14 protein-coding genes are annotated in these 18,402 nt (G+C 54.0%); 4 read left to right on the top strand and 10 right to left on the bottom strand.

The window, feature by feature from the left end; translation table 11 throughout:
* Positions 1-8: 8 nt before the first annotated feature.
* The 6 genes from L6468_RS13300 to L6468_RS13275 form a co-directional block, all read right to left on the bottom strand.
* Positions 9-1,046, bottom strand: a complete 1,038-nt coding sequence (locus tag L6468_RS13300) for a sensor histidine kinase (RefSeq protein ID WP_237793581.1) — start codon at positions 1,044-1,046, stop codon at positions 9-11.
* A complete protein-coding gene (locus L6468_RS13295; protein WP_237793580.1) occupies positions 1,039-2,259 on the bottom strand; it encodes an ABC transporter permease in 1,221 nt (406 codons plus the stop codon). Before L6468_RS13295 ends, L6468_RS13300 begins: the two co-directional genes overlap by 8 nt.
* A 40-nt stretch (positions 2,260-2,299) precedes the next feature.
* On the bottom strand, positions 2,300-3,115 hold the full coding sequence (locus L6468_RS13290) for an ABC transporter ATP-binding protein (RefSeq protein ID WP_091813795.1): 816 nt from the start codon (positions 3,113-3,115) through the stop codon (positions 2,300-2,302).
* Between the two features lie 53 nt (positions 3,116-3,168).
* Entirely contained in the window at positions 3,169-4,365 is a 1,197-nt protein-coding gene (locus tag L6468_RS13285; protein ID WP_091813798.1) for an efflux RND transporter periplasmic adaptor subunit, read from the bottom strand.
* A gap of 14 nt (positions 4,366-4,379) precedes the next feature.
* Positions 4,380-5,756 (bottom strand): TolC family protein, encoded by a 1,377-nt coding sequence (locus tag L6468_RS13280; protein WP_091814227.1) that lies wholly within the window; start codon positions 5,754-5,756, stop codon positions 4,380-4,382.
* A 367-nt stretch (positions 5,757-6,123) separates the two neighbouring features.
* On the bottom strand, positions 6,124-6,849 hold the full coding sequence (locus L6468_RS13275) for a head GIN domain-containing protein (protein WP_091813801.1): 726 nt from the start codon (positions 6,847-6,849) through the stop codon (positions 6,124-6,126).
* A 101-nt stretch (positions 6,850-6,950) separates the two neighbouring features.
* Here L6468_RS13275 and L6468_RS13270 point away from each other — a divergent pair, with 101 nt between their 5' ends.
* Positions 6,951-7,964, top strand: a complete 1,014-nt coding sequence (locus L6468_RS13270) for a YqiA/YcfP family alpha/beta fold hydrolase (protein WP_091813804.1) — start codon at positions 6,951-6,953, stop codon at positions 7,962-7,964.
* 4 nt (positions 7,965-7,968) lie between these two features.
* Here the strand turns inward: L6468_RS13270 and L6468_RS13265 are convergent, their stop codons facing one another.
* Positions 7,969-10,977 carry a PEP/pyruvate-binding domain-containing protein gene (locus tag L6468_RS13265; protein ID WP_091813808.1) on the bottom strand — a complete coding sequence of 1,003 codons (3,009 nt, stop codon included), beginning with the start codon at positions 10,975-10,977 and terminating at the stop codon, positions 7,969-7,971.
* 177 nt (positions 10,978-11,154) lie between these two features.
* Between L6468_RS13265 and gdhA the strand changes: the two genes are divergently transcribed.
* Positions 11,155-12,495, top strand: a complete 1,341-nt coding sequence (gene gdhA / locus L6468_RS13260) for an NADP-specific glutamate dehydrogenase (RefSeq protein ID WP_091852518.1) — start codon at positions 11,155-11,157, stop codon at positions 12,493-12,495.
* Entirely contained in the window at positions 12,492-12,953 is a 462-nt protein-coding gene (locus L6468_RS13255) for a septal ring lytic transglycosylase RlpA family protein (protein ID WP_091813814.1), read from the top strand. Before gdhA ends, L6468_RS13255 begins: the two co-directional genes overlap by 4 nt.
* Here L6468_RS13255 and L6468_RS13250 read toward each other — a convergent pair.
* The 3 genes from L6468_RS13250 to L6468_RS13240 form a co-directional block, all read right to left on the bottom strand.
* Positions 12,928-13,593, bottom strand: a complete 666-nt coding sequence (locus tag L6468_RS13250; RefSeq protein WP_237793579.1) for a YMGG-like glycine zipper-containing protein — start codon at positions 13,591-13,593, stop codon at positions 12,928-12,930. The two genes, L6468_RS13255 and L6468_RS13250, sit on opposite strands and share 26 nt — an antisense overlap.
* Positions 13,594-13,598: 5 nt before the next feature.
* Positions 13,599-16,184 (bottom strand): YfhO family protein, encoded by a 2,586-nt coding sequence (locus L6468_RS13245; protein ID WP_237793578.1) that lies wholly within the window; start codon positions 16,182-16,184, stop codon positions 13,599-13,601.
* Between the two features lie 108 nt (positions 16,185-16,292).
* Positions 16,293-17,648, bottom strand: coding sequence for an alanine/glycine:cation symporter family protein (locus L6468_RS13240; RefSeq protein ID WP_091813825.1), 1,356 nt, complete (start codon positions 17,646-17,648; stop codon positions 16,293-16,295).
* Between the two features lie 99 nt (positions 17,649-17,747).
* Here L6468_RS13240 and mtnN point away from each other — a divergent pair, with 99 nt between their 5' ends.
* The gene (gene mtnN / locus L6468_RS13235; RefSeq protein WP_237793577.1) at positions 17,748-18,392 is read left to right on the top strand and encodes a 5'-methylthioadenosine/S-adenosylhomocysteine nucleosidase; all 645 of its coding nucleotides are present in this window, start codon (positions 17,748-17,750) and stop codon (positions 18,390-18,392) included.
* Positions 18,393-18,402 lie beyond the last annotated feature (10 nt).

Genomic DNA, 18,402 nt, shown 5'->3' with positions numbered 1-18,402 from the left:
GTGTTTTATTATTTAGTATCTATTGTGATTCTTGAGTAATACGTCTTACCATCGTCGGTAACTCCTTTCTCCCAGATGTGTTTTTCCGGATAGATAAGCTGCAGTCGGCGCTCCACCTGCTGCAGGCCGATGCCGTGACCGCTGCGGTCTTCCTCCGTCTTGGGGAAGTTGGAGTTGCGGATATCGAAGGTCACCACACGGTTGGCCTTGTCGATAAACACCTGGATATGCACAAAACTGGGTTCCGTGGGACTGATGCCATGCTTGAAGGCATTCTCTACAAGCGAGATGATGAGCATGGGCGAGATGCGCAGGTCGCACGACAGACAGTTGACCTCAAACGACACATCGACCCCTGCCGGCATGCGCAACTTCATCAGATTGACGTAGTTTCTGATGAAATCGACCTCCTCCTTCAGGGGCACCGTGGGCTCCTGATACTCATAGAGCATGTGGCGCAGCATCTTCGACAGTTCCATGATGGCCTCCTGAGCCCGTTCGGCACTGATGGCGGTGAGGGCGTAGATGTTATTCAGGGTATTGAGCAGAAAATGAGGATTAATCTGGTTGCGCAGGTTCTTCAATTCTGCCTGTGCACGAGCTGCCTCTGTATCTTTCAGTTTCTGGTCGGTGGTGACCCACTTACGTGCCAGGGCCAGGGCGGTGGCACCAGCTGCGAAGACTGCCAGATTGAGACTGTCGCGTACAATATACGAGATCGTTCCTAAGAGGTCGTAGGTACGTCGCATATGATGGAGGTTGAACATCTCGTTGGTGTACTGCATCCAGTAGTGCAGGGTGACACCTAACACGGTGATCAGCACCACATTGATGAGCAGGTCGTAGCGGTGCTTGCCCTCGACAAAGAACTTAGGCGCCAGCACCAGATAATTGAGGTAGAACACAATCATCAGGAACAGGGGCTGCATACAGGTCATCAAGTAGTGGACCCCGTTAAAGCCCATACCCCTCCAGTAGGTGAGGGGCGACAGGAAAAGGAATGCCCAAAGGGCAATGTGGCACATGCCTGCGATATGCTTATTCATGACGGATAGCTTCTATAGGATCCATACGGGCGGCTTTAACGGCCGGTACATAACCGAAACCAACACCGATAGCAACACACACGAGGAAGGAGACGTAGATGCTCCATGCCGGTACGCTGCTGGGCATGCCAAACAACGGTACGAGCAGTTCGCTGGCACTACAGCCCACGATGATACCCAACAGTCCGCCCGTCACGCTGATTAATACAGACTCGATAAGGAACTGCAGGGAGATGACGGCTCCCGTGGCACCTACGGCCATGCGGAGACCAATCTCCTTGGTACGTTCGGTGACGCTCACCAGCATGATGTTCATGATGCCGATACCGGCCACCAGGAGGGAGAAGGCGGCAGCCACCACGAGGATCAGTGTCACCATGTCCATGGTCGTTGACATGGTCTCCATCATCTCAGCCTGAGAACGGATGGTGAAGTCGTCGGCAGCCTCGCCCTTCAGCTTGTGGTTGTCGCGCAACATCTGGGTGAGTTCCTCGATGGCGGCATCCGAGAGGTCCTCGGTGATAGCCGAACAGACGATGCTGGAGAACCAGGTCTGGGCAGCGATACGCTTCATCACGGTGGTATAGGGCGCGATAATCACATTATCCTGGTCCATGCCCCATGAGTTATAGCCCTTGGCCTTCAGCACACCCACGATGGTCATCGGGATGGACTTGAAGCGGATGGTCTTGCCGATGGGGTCGGCACCCTCGCCAAAGAGTTCGGTAACGATGGTCTTACCCACCACCACCTTCTTGGCGGCCTTGTTGATATCCTCTTCGGTGAAGCAGTCGCCGCGCTCCACGGGCCACTGCTTGATATCCAGGTATTCCGTACTCTCACCATAGATGGTCGTCGTGGTGTTATTGTTGCCATAGACCACCTGACCGCTGGCCGTTACCTCGGGCGATACCTTCGTGACGAATTTCTTCTCACGGATGATACGCTGGTAGTCGGCCATCTTCAGGGTCTGCATGGCCGACGGGTCCTGACGGACGCCGCCACGCATGTCGGCACCCGGACGGATGGTGAGCAGGTTGGTACCCATGGTGGAGAGTTCCGAGCGGATACTCTCCTTGGAGCCCTGTCCTATCGACATCATGATGATGACAGCTGCCACGCCGATGATGATACCCAGCATGGAGAGGAAAGAGCGCATCTTGTTGTTGCCTACGGCCCTGATGCTTATCTTGAATAAATTATATAAATTCATGCGGTAGCAAATTTTTCACTTTTCACTGTTCACTTTTCCCTTAGTCATCGTTCATCACGGGCAGGGCTGCCAAAGCCTCTGCTGCCGACTTGATGTTCTCGTTGTAGGTATCCTCACGGATCTTGCCGTCGCGCAGGTTGATATTACGGCTGCTATACTCGGCAATCTCAGGGTTGTGGGTCACGAAGATGATGGTGTGGCCCTGGCGGTACAGTTCCTGGAAGAGCACCAGCATCTCGAAGGAGGTGCGTGTGTCCAGGTTACCCGTAGCCTCGTCGGCCAGCAGCACGGCAGGCTCGTTGACCAGGGCACGGGCGATAGCCACGCGCTGCATCTGTCCACCCGACATCTGGTTCGACTTATGGTCGAGGCGGTCGCCCAGTCCTACTGCCTGCAGGGCCTTGATGGCACGTTCGCGGCGCTCGGTGGCCGACACGCTGGGGTTGTACATCAACGGCAGTTCCACATTCTCCACAGCCGTGGTCTTGGCCAGCAGATTGTAGTTCTGGAACACAAAGCCGATCTTACGGTTGCGCAGATGGGCGCGCTGGGTCTTCGACATCTCACGCACGGAGATACCGTCGAGCAGGTATTCGCCGCTGGTAGGGGTGTCCAGGCAGCCCAACTGGTTGAGCAGGGTGGATTTTCCCGAGCCTGACGTACCCTGGATGGTGACGAACTCGCCTTCATATATCTTGAACGAGACACCGCGAAGGGCCTTCACCGTCTCGCTGCCCACCTTGAAGTAGCGCTTGACGTTCTGCAGCTCAATGACGACGCGACCCTCCTCCTGCCCCTCCCTACGAGGGAGGGGAGTGGTTAGCCCGTTCTCAGTCTTTATCTTGTCTTCATTCATATGATTATCTCTATCTACTCCCCTCCATTCAGGGAGGGGGCGGGGGTGGGTCTTTACTTTTTCTGTTGTTGTCCGTTCTGCTGCCTGTTGTTTCTTGGACGCGGCATGAAGGGGTTCTGTGCCTGCTGGTCCTGACCGGCACCGTCGCCACCGTCGATACTGAAGTCAACCAGTACGTCGGTACCTTCGGCGATGCCACTGACAATCTCGGTCAGCAGGCCATTGGTGGTACCCACTTCCACCTTATGGGCCTTGAACACATCACCTTCCTTGGTCCATACCTTGAAGTCGCCCTCGCAATCCTCCACCTTCTGCTGTTCGGTGAGCAGGGCCTCGTTGGGCGTGAAGCGCAGTGCCTTTGAGGGAACGGCCATCACATCATTCTTCTCCATGGTGTAGATGGTGACATTGGCGGTGAGACCTGGCTTCAGTTTGAGATCATTGTTGGGAGCCGAGATAACTACCTCGTAGGTCACCACATTACTCTCTGTGGTGGCCTGCTGGCGCACCTGTGTGACCTGTCCCTCGAAATGGTCATCGGGGAAGGCATCCACGGTGAAGGTGACACGCTGTCCCTCCTTCACGCCACCGATGTCGGCCTCGTCGATATCAGCAATCACGCGCATATCGGTCAGGTCCTGTGCAATGGTGAAGAGCTCAGGGGTGTTGAAAGAAGCAGCCACGGTCTGTCCCTCTTCCACGGCTTTCGACAGTACCACACCGTCGATAGGACTGGTGATGGTGGCATAGCCCAGGTTGGTCTGTGCCTTCTGCACACTCTCGCGGGAGGTGTTCACCTGTTCCTTGGCCTTGAGGTACGACAGTTTGGCTGTCTCATATTCATCGGCGCTCACCAGCCCCTTGTTGAACAGCGTCTGGTAGCGGTTGAAATTCGTCTGCTCGTAGTTCAGCGTGCTCTGTGCCGACGACAGGTTGGCCTGTGCCGTCTTCAGTTCACTGGTCAGGTTGGTCTTGTCCAGTTCGGCGATGACCTGACCCTTCTTCACCACGGAGTTGTAGTCAACATAGAGCTTGGATACGATACCGCTGACCTGTGTACCTACGGTGACGGAGGTAACGGGTTCGATGGTACCTGTTGCAGTGATGGAACTCTTGATACTGGTACGTTCCACCTTTGCCGTCTCGAAAGAGACGGTGTTCTCTTTCTTGCCGCCCGACAGGAGGTAGGCGGCGACAGCCACGACAGCCACAACGGCAATGACGATGGCCCAAGTTTTTTTGTTATTCATATCTTGTCTTATTTTTATTTCGTGATATCGGGGGTGGGTCTTCCTTCACTATAGAAACGCAGCAACTGCTGGTTCAGGATGGTCTGGTACTTGGACTGCAGACGGTTCTGCTGGGCCGACAGCAGCTTGTCCTTGCCATTCATCAGTTCGATGATATTGGTGAGACCCAGGTTGAACTTCTCTGCCAGCAGGTCATAGCTCTGCTGTTCACTCTCTACCGTGGTCTGGGCCGCACGGAAACGCTGTTGGTTGGTATTGGCATCCAGCCAGTAGCCTTCGATGGTCTGGTAGAGCGTCTTCTGCTGATCCTGCAGGTCCAGCTGTGCCTGCTGGCGCTGGATCTTGGCCTTGTTCACCGAGGTACGTGTCTGACGACCGTCGAACAGGGGAACGCTCAGGGTCAGTCCGGCCTGCGTACTGAAGTTGGTCTTCATCTGATTGCTCCATCCGTTGGACGACAGGGAGTTGGTGCTGGTAGAGAAACTGCCCGACAGGCTGAGGCTGGGCAGCCAGCCGGCCTTGGCAATCTTCACGTTGAGGTCGCTGCTCTCGATGGCCAGTTTGGAACTCTCTATCTCCGGACGGCTCAGCAGCGCCTGCTGGTATACGTTCTGCAGGGCGGGAATCTCGGCCAGGGCCTGGTCGTCGGTCGTCTGCGGGATGACCACGTCGAACTCCTCCTCACCGGTCAGCTCCAACAGTTGTTTCAGTTGCAGCTTGTAGTTGGCCATCTGTGCCTGTGCATCCACCACATTATATTCGTCGGAGGCACGCTGGGCGGTCAACTGTGCCAGGTCGGCCTTTGACATCTTGCCAACCTCAACCATCTCCTTGCCGCGCTCCTCGTTCTTCTGACTGGTCTCCAGACTGGCCTTGCTCACCTTGATGCTCTCGTCGAGATAGAGGATCTGTACGTAGAGCTGGGCAATGCGCTCCTGGATACTGTTGGCTGTCTCGGCCACCTGCAGTTCAGCCTGCTGGCCCGACAGTTTGTTGAGCTTCACATTGTTGGTGTTCTTGTTGCCGTTCCATACGGTCCACTGGGCATTGACGCCATAGGAGCCGTTCAGGTAGGTCTTGTCCACCTTGGTGTTGACCATACCGTTGGTCACCGTGGTGCTTCCCGTGTCCTGCCAGGGACGGTAGCCCAGGCTCTGGTTAGCCGATGCGCTGACGGTAGGGAGCAGGGCGCCCTTGGAGCCTTTGACATCCTCTACGGCCGACTGCTGACTGAGACGTGCTTTCTGCAGGGTGATATTGTTTTGCATGGCATAGTCAATACATTCCTGCATCGTCCACTGCTTTTGCGCATGGGTGGGTATAAAGGCGAAAAGAAAAAGGGGTATCATCCCTTTCGTTCCAACCTTTATCTTGTTAATAAATTGCTTCATGTTAATGTCTGTCGTTTTGATTACTTTTACATTTTCACGGTGCAAAATTAGAAACAATTTCCGATATAATGAAATAATATAGGCAGAATTTGTCTATTTATAGAATTTTTATGCCTTTTTGTCGGGGAAATGTGCGGTTTTTAATTTTTTTTATGGCATAAAAAAAGGGTCACCGCTGTGACCCAACCTTTGTTAACCTTAAATCTAATACTATGAAAAACACGATGCAAAATTATACCTTTTTGCTTTCAGATACAAACTTTTTTGGCGATTTTTCTTTCAATCTGCAATATAATTGATTTATATCAATGTGAAATGCCTCTTAAAGCGTGTTCATATTACAATTACGCATCGCTGTACTTTTTTATCACAGTTCAGATATACTTCCAACGCCATTGTCGCTGAGCTTCTTCACGCCAGGGTTTCCGGCAAACTTGAAGGAGCCTACACCGTTGACCGTGGCTTTCAGTGTGTCGGTGGCGTGACAATTGATGCTGCCCACACCATTGACTTCTCCCTGCACACGGCGTGCCTTCAGGTTCCTGGCGTCAATGCTGCCCACGCCGGAACAGTCCAGTCTGACCCATGCGGCCTGGCCGCTCATCGTGATGCCGCCCACGCCCGAGCACTCTACGGCCAGCTTGTTGATACTGAGATTGCGGAGCTTCATGGCACCTACGCCCGAGTTCTCGACAGACAGGGACCTGGTTGTCAGACTGTCGATGATGATGGTTGCCAGACCTTCATTCTCCAAAGAACGCAGTTCGGGGGTGTAGATGGTGATCTTCACATCGTCTGTATCCAGGGCGCCACTGTGCATGATGTCGCCATTCAGTTCGTGACCGTCCACGCTGAACTTGTAGAATTCGATGTAGTTGTCAGGAGCCGATATCACCACACGGTAGTCATCACCCTTGCCCTGCACAATCTTCACATTGCCCATCAGGTCGAGGTCCACCTCATTGAAGGGCTCCATCTGGTACTCCTCCTTGACGATATTGCCACTTGGCTTCACCTTATCGATGTTGAAGCTGACACACGACGATAAAAACAGCATCGTGGAAATGAATCCACATACAATCATTTTTTCCATACTTACTTTTTCTTTTTTAGTTCTACATTTTATCCGTTAGACGTAAATAGTCGGGGAAATGTTGCAACGATACCTATTTTTTTCGTACCTTTGTATGCGTTATGGAACAACAGAACCAATACGTAAAGCAATTTCCCGAACTGATGAAGGGGAAAACAGTGATGTATCTCCACGGATTCGGCAGTAGCGGACAGAGCGGTACGGTGACGCGCCTGCGCACCATCCTGCCCAATGCCAACGTTATAGCACCCGACCTGCCCATCCACCCTGAAGAGGCGCAGGCCCTGTTGCGCGAGCTTTGTGAGAAGGAGCAGCCGGACCTGATCCTGGGTACCTCGATGGGTGGTATGTATACCGAACAGCTCTACGGCTATGACCGTATCTGCATGAATCCCGCCCTGTGCCTGGCCGATACCATGCAGCAGCACGGGATGACGGGTACGCAGACTTTCCAGAACCCGCGCCTGGACGGCGTGCAGCAGTTCTATGTGGACAAGGCCCTGGTGAAGGAGTACCGGCAGGTGAGCGAACAGCGTTTCTCGGGACTGGAAGGCCTGAGCGACGAGGAACTGGAGAAGGAGAGAAATCGCGTCTATGGTCTGTTTGGCGACAAGGACGACCTGGTGGATACGTTTGATATGTTTCGTGAGCGCTACCCCAAGGCGGCCCATTTCCATGGGGAGCACAGGATGGACGACCGTTCGTTCATGCATGCCGTGGTGCCCGTGATACGCTGGATCGACGACCGGCAGGAGAACCGTCAGCGTCCTATTATATATATAGGTATAGAGACGCTGGTGGATGCCTACAATAAGCCCAACAGCAGCAGTCAGAAGGCGGTGCGCCTGCTGATAGAGAACTATCAGGTGTATTTCGTGTGTGAGGATGAATACCCAGCGGAAAAGCGCTGGGGACGGTGGCTGGAGGAGTATGTCAACGTGCCGGCATGGCGCCATACCATCTATACGCACCGTCGTGACCTGCTCTATGGCGACTACCTGATCAGCAAGAAAAAAGAGGGCGACACGATGGCCACCCTCCTGGAATATGGTTCTGATACCTTCAAGACATGGGAAGATATCATTGAGTATTTCTCACGACTCGGCGGACAGTAGCAGCCTATGCCGGCTCTTCCGTCCCTTCCTGAGGCAGTAGTACGACGCCCGTCTGCTTCTTGCCGTCCATCATCACCTTGAGCGGACGCTCGAAGCGCACATGGCGCACATGTTCAGTCTCCTCGACGGCAGGCATGCTGTCGAGGATTTCTTTTTGCAGCACACCATCGCCCGTATAGGTGTTGATGGTGAAGTAGCCCACGCCAAACGAGGTGAGGTTCTGGAAGAAGTGGGTGCCCTGCGAGGGATCCACGTGATAGTTCTTCAGGCCGGCCTCCACGATGACGCGTGCGCCCGAGATATGCGGCCATTTCACGGGGATGCCCAGCCAGTAGTCGCTGGAGCCCCAGCGGCCCGGACCGATGAGGATATAGTTCTTGTCCTCATTGAGGAACTTGCGGTTGATACGTTCTATCTCGTCGGCAATCATCGGGTTGTTGGCTGCCGTGAAGTTCTCGTCGGTCTTCACATATACCACGTCGGTCACATCCTCGGAGATACCATGGCCCAACGAGTTGTGTGAGCGCAACAGGCACTGTTCGTCGGGAATCTGCTGCAGGTCCTCATCGAGCACCTGCTTGGAGTCTACGATAGGACGTATCTGCAGGAGGTAGAACTCGCCCGTGCGGTCGTCATTGAGGTTGCAGGCAAACTCGATCTCCACAGGACGGCGCATCTCCTCGGCACCGAGCTTCTGCGACATCTGGAGAAGTTCGGGAAGGGGGAAGACACCCTGCTGCAGCACACCACAGAAAGAGATGATCTTGCGGCCACCTTCGTAGATGCCGTCGCGGATGACCTGGTCCATGGGGTCGTAGGTAGAGGCGATAAAGGTGAGCGAGCCGTCGGCATCGGCCTGACGCACACGCAGGTTCTTGATGTTGAAGCCGTCGTCCACCTTGAAGTCGTCGCCCACATGACTCATGTCCAGCGCATAGAAACGGGTCTGGGTGTCGCGCAGCGCCGTCTCCATCTCACTGGTCTGCAGCACCTGGTTCGGGTGGTAGGGACTGACGCGCAGGGTCTGTCCGCCGTCCACGATGTACTTGCCAAGACCCAGTGCCAGTGAGGCGATACCCTCCTCGGCCGTCTCGTCGCCAATGGGGTAGTAGTTGAGTGAGCGCAGCACACCCGAGAACGTGGGGTAGTAGAGGTCGCCATAGCGGTGGCCCACCACCTCCTGGAGTATCACTGCCATCTTCTCCTGGTCGATGACATTCTGCGTGGCGGTCATGTAGGCCTTGGAGTCGCGGTAATAGACCGAGGCATAGACGCTCTTGATGGCACAGGCCAGCATGCGCAGCATCTCGTATTTGTCGTCGAGCCAGGGTATCATATACGTAGAGTAGATACCTGCGAAGGGCTGGTAGTGGGAGTCCTCCAGCAAGGACGATGAACGGATGGCGATAGGTGTCTTGATGGCGTCGAAGAAGATGAAGAAGTCCTCTATGAGGTCATCGGGCAGCTGTGCCTTGAGGAAGTGCTGGAGGATGACCTCGTCGGGCGCATCGCTCAGCGCGATGGACCACAGGTTGTTGTCGTCCATGAAGCGGTCGAAGAAGTCGGTACAGAGCACCACCGTCTTGGGAATCTGCACGGTAGCATTGCCAAACTGGTTGAGTTCGGGATGGCGCTTGATGATATTGTCAAGGAAAGCCAGGCCGCGGCCCTTACCGCCCAGCGAACCCTCACCGATGCGGGCAAAGTGGGCATAGCGGTCGAACTTCAGTCGGTCGAACACGGCCACCACACCGATATTCTTCATGCGTCGGTACTGTACGATGGCATCGAAGATAATCTGACGGTGGGCATCCACATCCTGCAGCTTGTGCCACGTGACCTGCTTCAGGAACTGTGATACAGGGAAAATGGCGCGGGCGCAGAGCCAGCGGCTCATGTGGTTGCGGCGGATATGGTGCATCAGTGAGTCGTGCGGTATCTTGAAGATATTATCCTGCAGCTCCTTCAGTGTCTTGACACGAGCCACCTCCTCGTGGGTCTCTGGGTCACGGAACACGAAATCGCCAAATCCCAGGTGCTCTTCAATCATCTTGCGCAAGTCCACATTGAATTTCTTTGAGTTCTTGTCCAGGAAGTCAAATCCCTCTGCCCAGGCCTTCTCACGATTCTCCACCTCACTGCTCTCTAATATAAGAGGTACGTACTCGTCGTGCTGACGGATGGTACGCAGCAGTTTCAGTCCGGCCTCAGGATCACCCTCCTCCACATGGCTCAGGCGACCGATGGGGGTCTGCATGGGGAAGCGCGTGTCACTGATCACGCCCAGGGTGTTCTCTGCATACTTCTCGTAGATCTGCAAGGCCTCCTCGTAGTTGGTGGCGAGCACCACCTTCGGGCGGCCGCGCTTACGCTGTGCGGCAGCATGGGGGTTGAGGGCCTCCGTAGAGAAGTTCTTTGACTGCTGCAGGATATAATTATATAGGTTGGGCAGCACGCTGGAGTAGAAACGGATATTATCCTCTACCAGCAGGATCATCTGCACGCCTGCCTCCTCGATATCATGTTCGATATTCATCTTATCCTCAATCAGTTTGATGATGGAGAGGATGAGGTTGGTATTGCCCAGCCAGCAGAACACATAGTCGAAGATGGTCATATCCTCGTTCTGCATGCGCTTGGTGATACCATGACTGAAAGGCGTCAGTACCACGCAGGGCACCGAAGGCTGGATGGCTTTCACCTCGCGTGCCACGGTAAAGGCATCGTTATCGGCAGTACCCGGCATACAGATGACCAGGTCGATGCTGGTCTCGTCGAGCACATGGCGTGCCTCCTCGATGGTACTCACCTGTGTGAAGATAGGCGGGAAACGCATGCCCAGTTCGGTATACTCATCAAAGATCTTCTCGTCTACGCGTCCGTCGTCCTCCAACATAAAGGCATCATAGGGGTTGGCCACGATGAGCACGTTGAAGATGCGGCGGGTCATCAGGTTCACAAACGAGACATCTTTCAGATAAAAGGTATTGAATTCCTGTGGTACATTTGCCATATGCTCTTTGCAATTTTAGGTTTGCGAGTGCAAAGGTACGTTTTTTTTAGTGAAAAGTGGGTTTTGAAAAGTGAAAAGTGTTATTTTTTGTTCTTTTTCCTTGGTTGTAAATTATTTTATTCTTAAATTTGCGGTGTTATAAAAACCATCTGATTAACTTTAAAATTTAAAAAAACTATGGAAGTTGAGAAAATAATGCAAGCTTTGGAGCGCAAGCATCCGGGCGAGTTAGAGTACCTTCAGGCTGTTCGTGAAGTACTGGAGTCCATCAAGGACGTGTACAACCAGCATCCTGAATTTGAAAAGGCAAAAATAGTAGAGCGCATCGTGGAACCCGAGCGTATCACCACGTTCCGTGTGCCCTGGGTTGATGACAAGGGTGAGGTACAGGTGAATATCGGTTACCGCGTGCAGTTCAATAGCGCTATCGGCCCGTATAAGGGCGGTCTGCGTTTCCATCCGTCGGTAAACCTGTCTATCCTGAAGTTCCTGGGCTTCGAACAGACCTTTAAGAATGCACTGACAACGCTGCCTATGGGCGGTGGCAAGGGCGGTTCTGATTTCGCACCCCGTGGAAAGAGTGATGCAGAGATTATGCGTTTCTGTCAGGCATTCATGACAGAGCTGTTCAAGGTCATCGGTCCTGACATGGACGTACCTGCCGGTGATATCGGCGTGGGTGGCCGTGAGATTGGCTATCTGTTTGGTATGTACAAGAAACTCACGTCACAGTTCCATGGTGCCACACTGACCGGCAAGGGATTGGAGTGGGGCGGCAGTATCCTGCGTCCCGAGGCTACTGGTTATGGCGCTCTCTATTTCGTACACCATATGCTGGAGACCCACAACCTGGATATCAAGGGCAAGACAGTGGCCCTCTCCGGCTTCGGAAATGTGGCATGGGGCGCAGCCAAGAAGGCTACCGAACTGGGAGCAAAGGTCATCACCATCAGTGGTCCCGACGGTTATATCCTGGATGAGGCCGGCCTGGATGCCGAGAAGATTGACTATATGCTGGAGCTGCGTGCCAGTGGCAATGATATCTGTGCTCCCTATGCAGAGGAGTTCCCCGAGGCGAAGTTCTTCGAGGGCAAGAAACCCTGGGAGGCCAAGGCCGATATCTATCTGCCCTGTGCTACACAGAACGAGCTCAACGGTGAGGATGCCGACCGTATCCTGGCCAACAAGCCTCTGTGCGTAGCTGAGGTGTCGAATATGGGTTGTACTGCCGAGGCTGTGAATAAGTTCATTGCCGCAGGCCAGCTCTTCGCACCCGGCAAGGCAGTGAATGCCGGCGGTGTGGCTACCTCAGGTCTGGAGATGACACAGAACTCTATGCGTATCTCCTGGACTGGCGAGGAGGTTGACCAGAAGCTCCATCAGATTATGCAGGGTATCCATGAGCAGTGCCTGAAATACGGCAAGGAGCCTTCTGGCTATGTGAATTATGTGAAGGGCGCTAACGTGGCTGGCTTCATGAAGGTAGCCAAGGCCATGCTCGCCCAGGGAATTGTATGAGTATAAGAAAAAAGATATTATTATTCATGCTAACAGTAAGCCTTACCGTTCTGGGCCAGATCCAGGTCGGTAAGGCTTCATATTATTCTAAGAGAGCTACGGGACGCATGACTGCCAGTGGTGACCGGTTGCATCATGATAGTCTGACATGTGCCCATCGCTCCTATCCCTTCGGCACACTGTTGCAGGTTACCAATCCCTCCAACGGAAGAATGATTGTGGTGAGGGTCAACGACCGCGGTCCTTTTGTCCGCGGACGTATCGTGGACCTGTCGTGGGCTGCTGCCAAGGTACTGGGCATCCTCTCAACAGGTGTGGCCAACGTGATTATTGAACCGTTGGAACATTTCCATATTCCCATGAAGAGAGACCGTGACAATATCCTCCCGAGGGTCTATGAGGCTGTAGAGACAGAGGAATTCCCCTGGAAACCTATTCATGGACATTCTTTGCCGTAGGCACCGTGAACTGGCGTGTCTGTGAGGTGACCTCCTTGCCTCCCTGTGCTACACCCACACGTACCATAATCTCCCCATCTTTCAGTCGCTTGTCGGCCAGTATGGTTGCCGTATAGCGCACGCCCTGTCGCGGACCGATACTCTCAATCTTCAGGTTGGGCGAGATATTGATATGCTTGTTGCCCGTCACGTCCTCCACGAACGGACAGACGTCGTAGACGGTATTGTCGGACGTGTTGTGGATCTCGAACACCACCGAACACTCCTCGCCGCGTGTCAGTACGCCGTCGTGCTGTGTCTCGGTAATCATGGCATGGCGGATCTCCAGCATAGATATCTCATCGTCCATATAGATGATATCGTCGGCAGGCTGCTGACGGCGCTGGGGTATGCGCTCCTCGTATTTCCGTTCCTGCGCCTTGTCTATGGCCGATCCGATGGCTGCACCGGCCGCGATGCCGCCCACGGTACCGATGATGGCACCCGTGTGGTGTCCGCGCCAGCCACCTGTCAGTCCGCCGATGGCAGAGCCAATGACGTGTCCGAACTCACCGCCCATGTGGGCTCCCACGGCGGTATTCGATGTGCAGCTGCTCACCAGCAGGAGCACGCCTAAAATGAAAATCACTCCTTTCTTCATATCTTTCACGCTTTTGGTTTACGTCTTATCTGCAAAACGATGAGTGCCACGACACAGAGCAGTATCAGTGTCAGGGCTACATAAGCCAGGGTCTCTGTGGTGTCCAGTGACTTGGGGAAGAAGCTGAGCACCACCTCATGATGGCCGGCGGTGACAGGCATGGCACGCAATACGTAGTTGACGCGTCCCAGTTCCACTTCCTCACCATCCACGGTGGCAGTCCATCCCGGATAGTATATCTCAGAGAATACCAGCACGCCACCCTTCTTGCTCTCAACGCTATAGGTCAGCTGGTTGGGCTCGTAGGCTGTCAGTTCCACTGTTGAGGTGGAATCCTGTGGCACGGCCTCGCCCAGTACCTGCTGGAACTGCTTGTCGGCCACGGCCTCATGTCTCAGGTCTGTCTGTCCCAGGGCATCCAGTTCCTGGTTGGCATTGTCCACATACTTCACCTTGTCCACGAACCAGGCATTGCCATAGGCATAGGGGTTCTGTACCTCGATGTTCTGCTGTGCCAGGAGGAAATACTTGGTGTTGAGCATATTGAGCACATTCCAGATGCTGTCACCGTTGACCTGTGTCAGGTCACCATAGAACGACTGGATGGACTCCTTCACGGCATTGGTCTGACTGGAGATATAGTGCTCTATCAGTTCCTGGTAGCGGCGCAGTTTGGCGGCATGGTATCCGCCCACGCTCTTATGGTAATACGATGTCTCGTTCTCATTGAACACGTTCGGAGCCAGGTTTAGCACGCGGTAATAGAGCGTAGGATCATCCATGATACGCTGGTCGGCCTCTGTGAGCGGACGAATCTGCTGACGCTCCACCTTTTTCATGAACTGCTTTTTGTCGTTGGGGTTCAGATAGCGGCGGTTTACCTGCCACAGGTCAACCAGGCAGATAACCAGCAGCAGTGCAGCCATCATCCATGTCTTCAGTTTCTTCGCACGGTAGAGCAGCAGTACCAGTGTGCCCAGCACGATGATGAAGAATGAACGCCAGCAGTCGGCTGTGAACACGGCCTGACGGGCCTCACTCAGAGCCTCCAGCAGGGCGTCGGCATCAGCCGGCGGTGGGAGTATCTGATGGAAGATGTTGGCCTCTGCATCCGTGTAGAAGTCGAAGAACATGGTGGGAGCCACGGCAAACAGCAGGGCGATACCACCTGTCAGGGCAAAGGCGATGAGGATCTGGGGATTGAGGTTGCGAGGTTTGATGTCTGATGTCTGAGGCTTCTCAGAGATAACCAACTCCTTCAGTGCCAGCATGGCCATCAGCGGGATGGTGAACTCGGCAATGACCAGTATGGACTCCACGGCACGGAACTTCGCATACATGGGCATGTAGTCGATGAACAGGTCGGTAAGTCCCATGAAGTTCTTACCCCATGCCAGCATGATACTCAGGAGTGTGGCTGCCAGCAGGCCCCATGTCAGTGGGTTGCGATAGCAGATCAGCAGGCACAGCACTGCCAGCATCAGCACAAAGGCACCTACGTAGACGGGACCCATGGTGCCGTTGGCACCCTCTTCCAGGTTCTCTTCCCAGTACTGGGTGAAGTAGAGCCCCTGCTGACTCAGGTAGTCGAATACCTGTGAGGCCTTCATCACCTGTCCGTTGCCTACGTTGACCGACATATCCTTGATGGCTTTCTTGGCGGCGTCGTCCTCAAAGAGCAGGTGCATGGAAGTACCGCCCTTGGTATTGGGTACCAGCAGTGTCCATGTCTCGCCGATGCCGTAGCTGTAGTCAGTGATATATGAGCGCTCCAGACCACTGTCGGTCTGGTTGCTGGTGTTCTTCTTGACCAGTTCGCTCTTGCCGCGCATGGTCTCCTTGGAGTACTGCCATGTGTGGTAGAGGTTGGAGGCGTTGACCATCACGCCCAGCAGTCCGCCAACGATACAGACGCCCAGCGCCTTGCCGATGTGTGCGTACTCCTTTTTCATCACGGCATCCACGATGAATGCCAGTACCATCAGGAGGATGACGAACAAGTAGTAGTATGTCATCTGTACGTGGTTGGCATGTATCTCAAGGGCGCCAAAGAGGGCGGTAACCAACAGTCCCCAGAGGTATTTCTTCCTGAAGGCCAGGACGATACCGCCAATCATAGGCGGCAGATAGGCCAGCGCCATCACCTTCCACAGGTGTCCGGCAGCGATGATAATCAGAAAATAGGTGCTGAAGGCCCAGAGCACGGAGCCCAGTGCGGCCAGCTGCTGACGGAAATCGAAGGCACGCAGCAGGATGTAGAAGCCCAACAGGTACACGAACAGGTACCACACATTATCGGGCAGCCACAGATGGTAGGCATTCTCCACCTTCGACAGCAGGTCGGTACTGTCGTATGAGGGTGATATCTGATAGGTAGGCATACCGGAGAACAGTGAGTTTGTCCAACGTGTACGCTCACCCGTCTTCTGATAATACTGGGAAGCCTCCTCGCCCATACCCATTCCGGCTGATACGTCGCCCTGACTTAACACACGGTCTTGTACGTCAGCGGGATAGAAATAGGCAAAAGCCAATACAGCAAAGAATACCACTGCCAGCACATCGGGCAGCCACTGCTTAATCAATTTCATTTTTATATTACTTACTAGTTTTAAATTTCTGGCCGCAAAATTACGAATTTTTTCTTAAAGTGCAACACGATTCTGCAAAAAAGGCCGTGTAACAGGCCCTGCAGGTGCTTATTCCTCCATCTCCTCGTCCAGACGGTTGCCCCACAGGTATTTCCTGGTCTCACGGGCGGCAACGCCACTGAGCAGGATCAGGGCTACGAGGTTGGGTATCGTCATGAGCGCATTCATGCAGTCGGCAATGTTCCAGATGATGTCCAGGCTGATGATGGAACCGAAGAATAGTGCCACGATATACAGGATGCGATAGAAACGGTTGGTGCGTCGTGCCTCAATATAGTTGACGGCACACTCGCCATAATAGCTCCAGCCCAGGATGGTGCTGAAGGCAAAGGTGAGGATGCCGAATGTCAGCAGCGGTGCACCTACATAGGGTATCTTGGAGAAGGCTACCTTGGTCAGTGCTGCGCCATCGGAATAGCTGATGTCAGGATAGGCCAGGATGCTGCTGACGAGTACCAGGCCTGTGAGGGCACAGATGACAACAGTGTCCCAGAAGGTGCCTGTGCTCGACACCAAAGCCTGGCGTACGGGGTTGCGGGTCTGTGCCGCTGCAGCCACAATAGGGGCCGATCCCATACCGCTCTCGTTGGAGAATAGACCGCGGGCAATACCATAGCGTGCCGCCATCATCACCGTGGCTCCTACAAAACCGCCACCGGCTGCTGAGGGGTTGAAGGCCGACTGTACGATGAGTTCTATGGCTGGCCATACATAACTGCTGTTCATGATGAGAATGACGATACAGCCAATGACATACAGGGCTGCCATGAAGGGTACGAATACCGTGCATACACGGGCTATGGCCTTCACACCGCCAAGGATGACGGATGCCGTGAGGATGCAGATGAAAAGGCCGACGACCCAGGTGGGGATGGCAAATGTCTCACTGGCTAGCAACGCGATGGAGTTGGCCTGTACCGTACAACCGATACCAAACGAGGCCAGTGCCGTGAAGATGGCGAAGAGGATGGCGAGCCATTTCATGTTCAGCCCGCGCTCCAGGGCATACATCGGACCGCCGTAGGTATGACCGTCGCTTCCCTTTACGCGGTATTTCACGGCCAGCAGTCCTTCGGCGTATTTGGTGGACATGCCAAAGATACCTGTGAGCCAGCACCACAGTACGGCACCGGGGCCGCCCAGGGCTACTGCGGTAGCCACACCGACGATATTTCCCGTTCCGATGGTGGCTGCCAGGGCCGTGGCCAGGGCACCGAACTGACTGACATCGCCTTTGGCTCCCGGGTCTTTCCTGACCGAGAGACGGATGCCTGTGAGTAGCTTACGCTGGGGGATGCCCAGACGGAAAGTCAGGAAGACATGCGTGCCCAGAAGGAGAATCACCATGGGCCAGCCCCAAAGCAGGGAACTGAGAAACGAGAAGAAGTCATTAATTGGTTCCATTCCGTCATGATTTAGTTTCAACGTGCAAAATTACACCATTTTCTTCATATTCCCAAAAATAAATCGTACCTTTGCAGTCAGACAAATAAAACTACGGATATGAAAATAGGAATCATTGTGGCAATGGACAAGGAGCTGAAACAGCTTCAGGAAGTCTTTAGGAATAGTGATGTGCTGGTACAGAAATGTGGTATCGGCAAGGTGAATGCGGCACTGGGGGCCCAGCGTATGATCAATGAGTTTCATCCTGACTGCATTATCTCCAGCGGCTGTGCCGGCGGTAATGGTGACGATGTCAATGTTCAGGATATCATCATCAGTAAGGAACTCTGTTATCATGATGTCTACTGTGGAAAGGCTATTGACGATACAACCGTCTATGGACAGGTGCAGGGACTTCCCGCACGCTATCAGGCCGACCCGGAACTGCTGCGTAAGGCACTCTGCATTCAGACATCAGGCATCAAGCTTCATCAGGGACTGATTGTCACTGGCGACTGGTTTGTGGACTCCAAGGAGAAGATGCGCGAGATTATCGGTCATTTCCCGGAGGCGAAGGCGGTTGACATGGAATCATGTGCCATTGCACAGACCTGTTATATTAATAAGGTGCCGTTTATCTCGTTCCGCGTGATCAGCGACATCCCCCTGCGCGACACCGATGCCTCACAGTATCATAATTTCTGGGATACCGTGGCAGAGCACTCGTTCCAGACAACCCGCGCCTTTGTGGAAAGTCTGTAGGGGAAGCATC

The organism is Prevotella communis (assembly GCF_022024115.1).
GTDB classification, from domain to species: domain Bacteria; phylum Bacteroidota; class Bacteroidia; order Bacteroidales; family Bacteroidaceae; genus Prevotella; species Prevotella communis.
The sequence above is the reverse complement of the archived record's forward strand: the minus strand, read 5'-3'. Positions and strand labels throughout refer to the sequence as shown.

Excerpts from the sequence above, each read along its gene's own strand:
- L6468_RS13250 (WP_237793579.1), bottom strand. The coding sequence starts at position 13,593 with ATGAAGAAAGGAGTGATTTTCATTTTAGGCGTGCTCCTGCTGGTGAGC.
- L6468_RS13245 (WP_237793578.1), bottom strand. The coding sequence starts at position 16,184 with ATGAAATTGATTAAGCAGTGGCTGCCCGATGTGCTGGCAGTGGTATTC.
- L6468_RS13290 (WP_091813795.1), bottom strand. The coding sequence starts at position 3,115 with ATGAATGAAGACAAGATAAAGACTGAGAACGGGCTAACCACTCCCCTC.
- gdhA (WP_091852518.1), top strand. The coding sequence starts at position 11,155 with ATGGAAGTTGAGAAAATAATGCAAGCTTTGGAGCGCAAGCATCCGGGC.
- L6468_RS13300 (WP_237793581.1), bottom strand. The coding sequence starts at position 1,046 with ATGAATAAGCATATCGCAGGCATGTGCCACATTGCCCTTTGGGCATTC.
- L6468_RS13295 (WP_237793580.1), bottom strand. The coding sequence starts at position 2,259 with ATGAATTTATATAATTTATTCAAGATAAGCATCAGGGCCGTAGGCAAC.
- L6468_RS13255 (WP_091813814.1), top strand. The coding sequence starts at position 12,492 with ATGAGTATAAGAAAAAAGATATTATTATTCATGCTAACAGTAAGCCTT.
- L6468_RS13240 (WP_091813825.1), bottom strand. The coding sequence starts at position 17,648 with ATGGAACCAATTAATGACTTCTTCTCGTTTCTCAGTTCCCTGCTTTGG.
- mtnN (WP_237793577.1), top strand. The coding sequence starts at position 17,748 with ATGAAAATAGGAATCATTGTGGCAATGGACAAGGAGCTGAAACAGCTT.
- L6468_RS13280 (WP_091814227.1), bottom strand. The coding sequence starts at position 5,756 with ATGAAGCAATTTATTAACAAGATAAAGGTTGGAACGAAAGGGATGATA.
- L6468_RS13265 (WP_091813808.1), bottom strand. The coding sequence starts at position 10,977 with ATGGCAAATGTACCACAGGAATTCAATACCTTTTATCTGAAAGATGTC.
- L6468_RS13270 (WP_091813804.1), top strand. The coding sequence starts at position 6,951 with ATGGAACAACAGAACCAATACGTAAAGCAATTTCCCGAACTGATGAAG.
- L6468_RS13275 (WP_091813801.1), bottom strand. The coding sequence starts at position 6,849 with ATGGAAAAAATGATTGTATGTGGATTCATTTCCACGATGCTGTTTTTA.
- L6468_RS13285 (WP_091813798.1), bottom strand. The coding sequence starts at position 4,365 with ATGAATAACAAAAAAACTTGGGCCATCGTCATTGCCGTTGTGGCTGTC.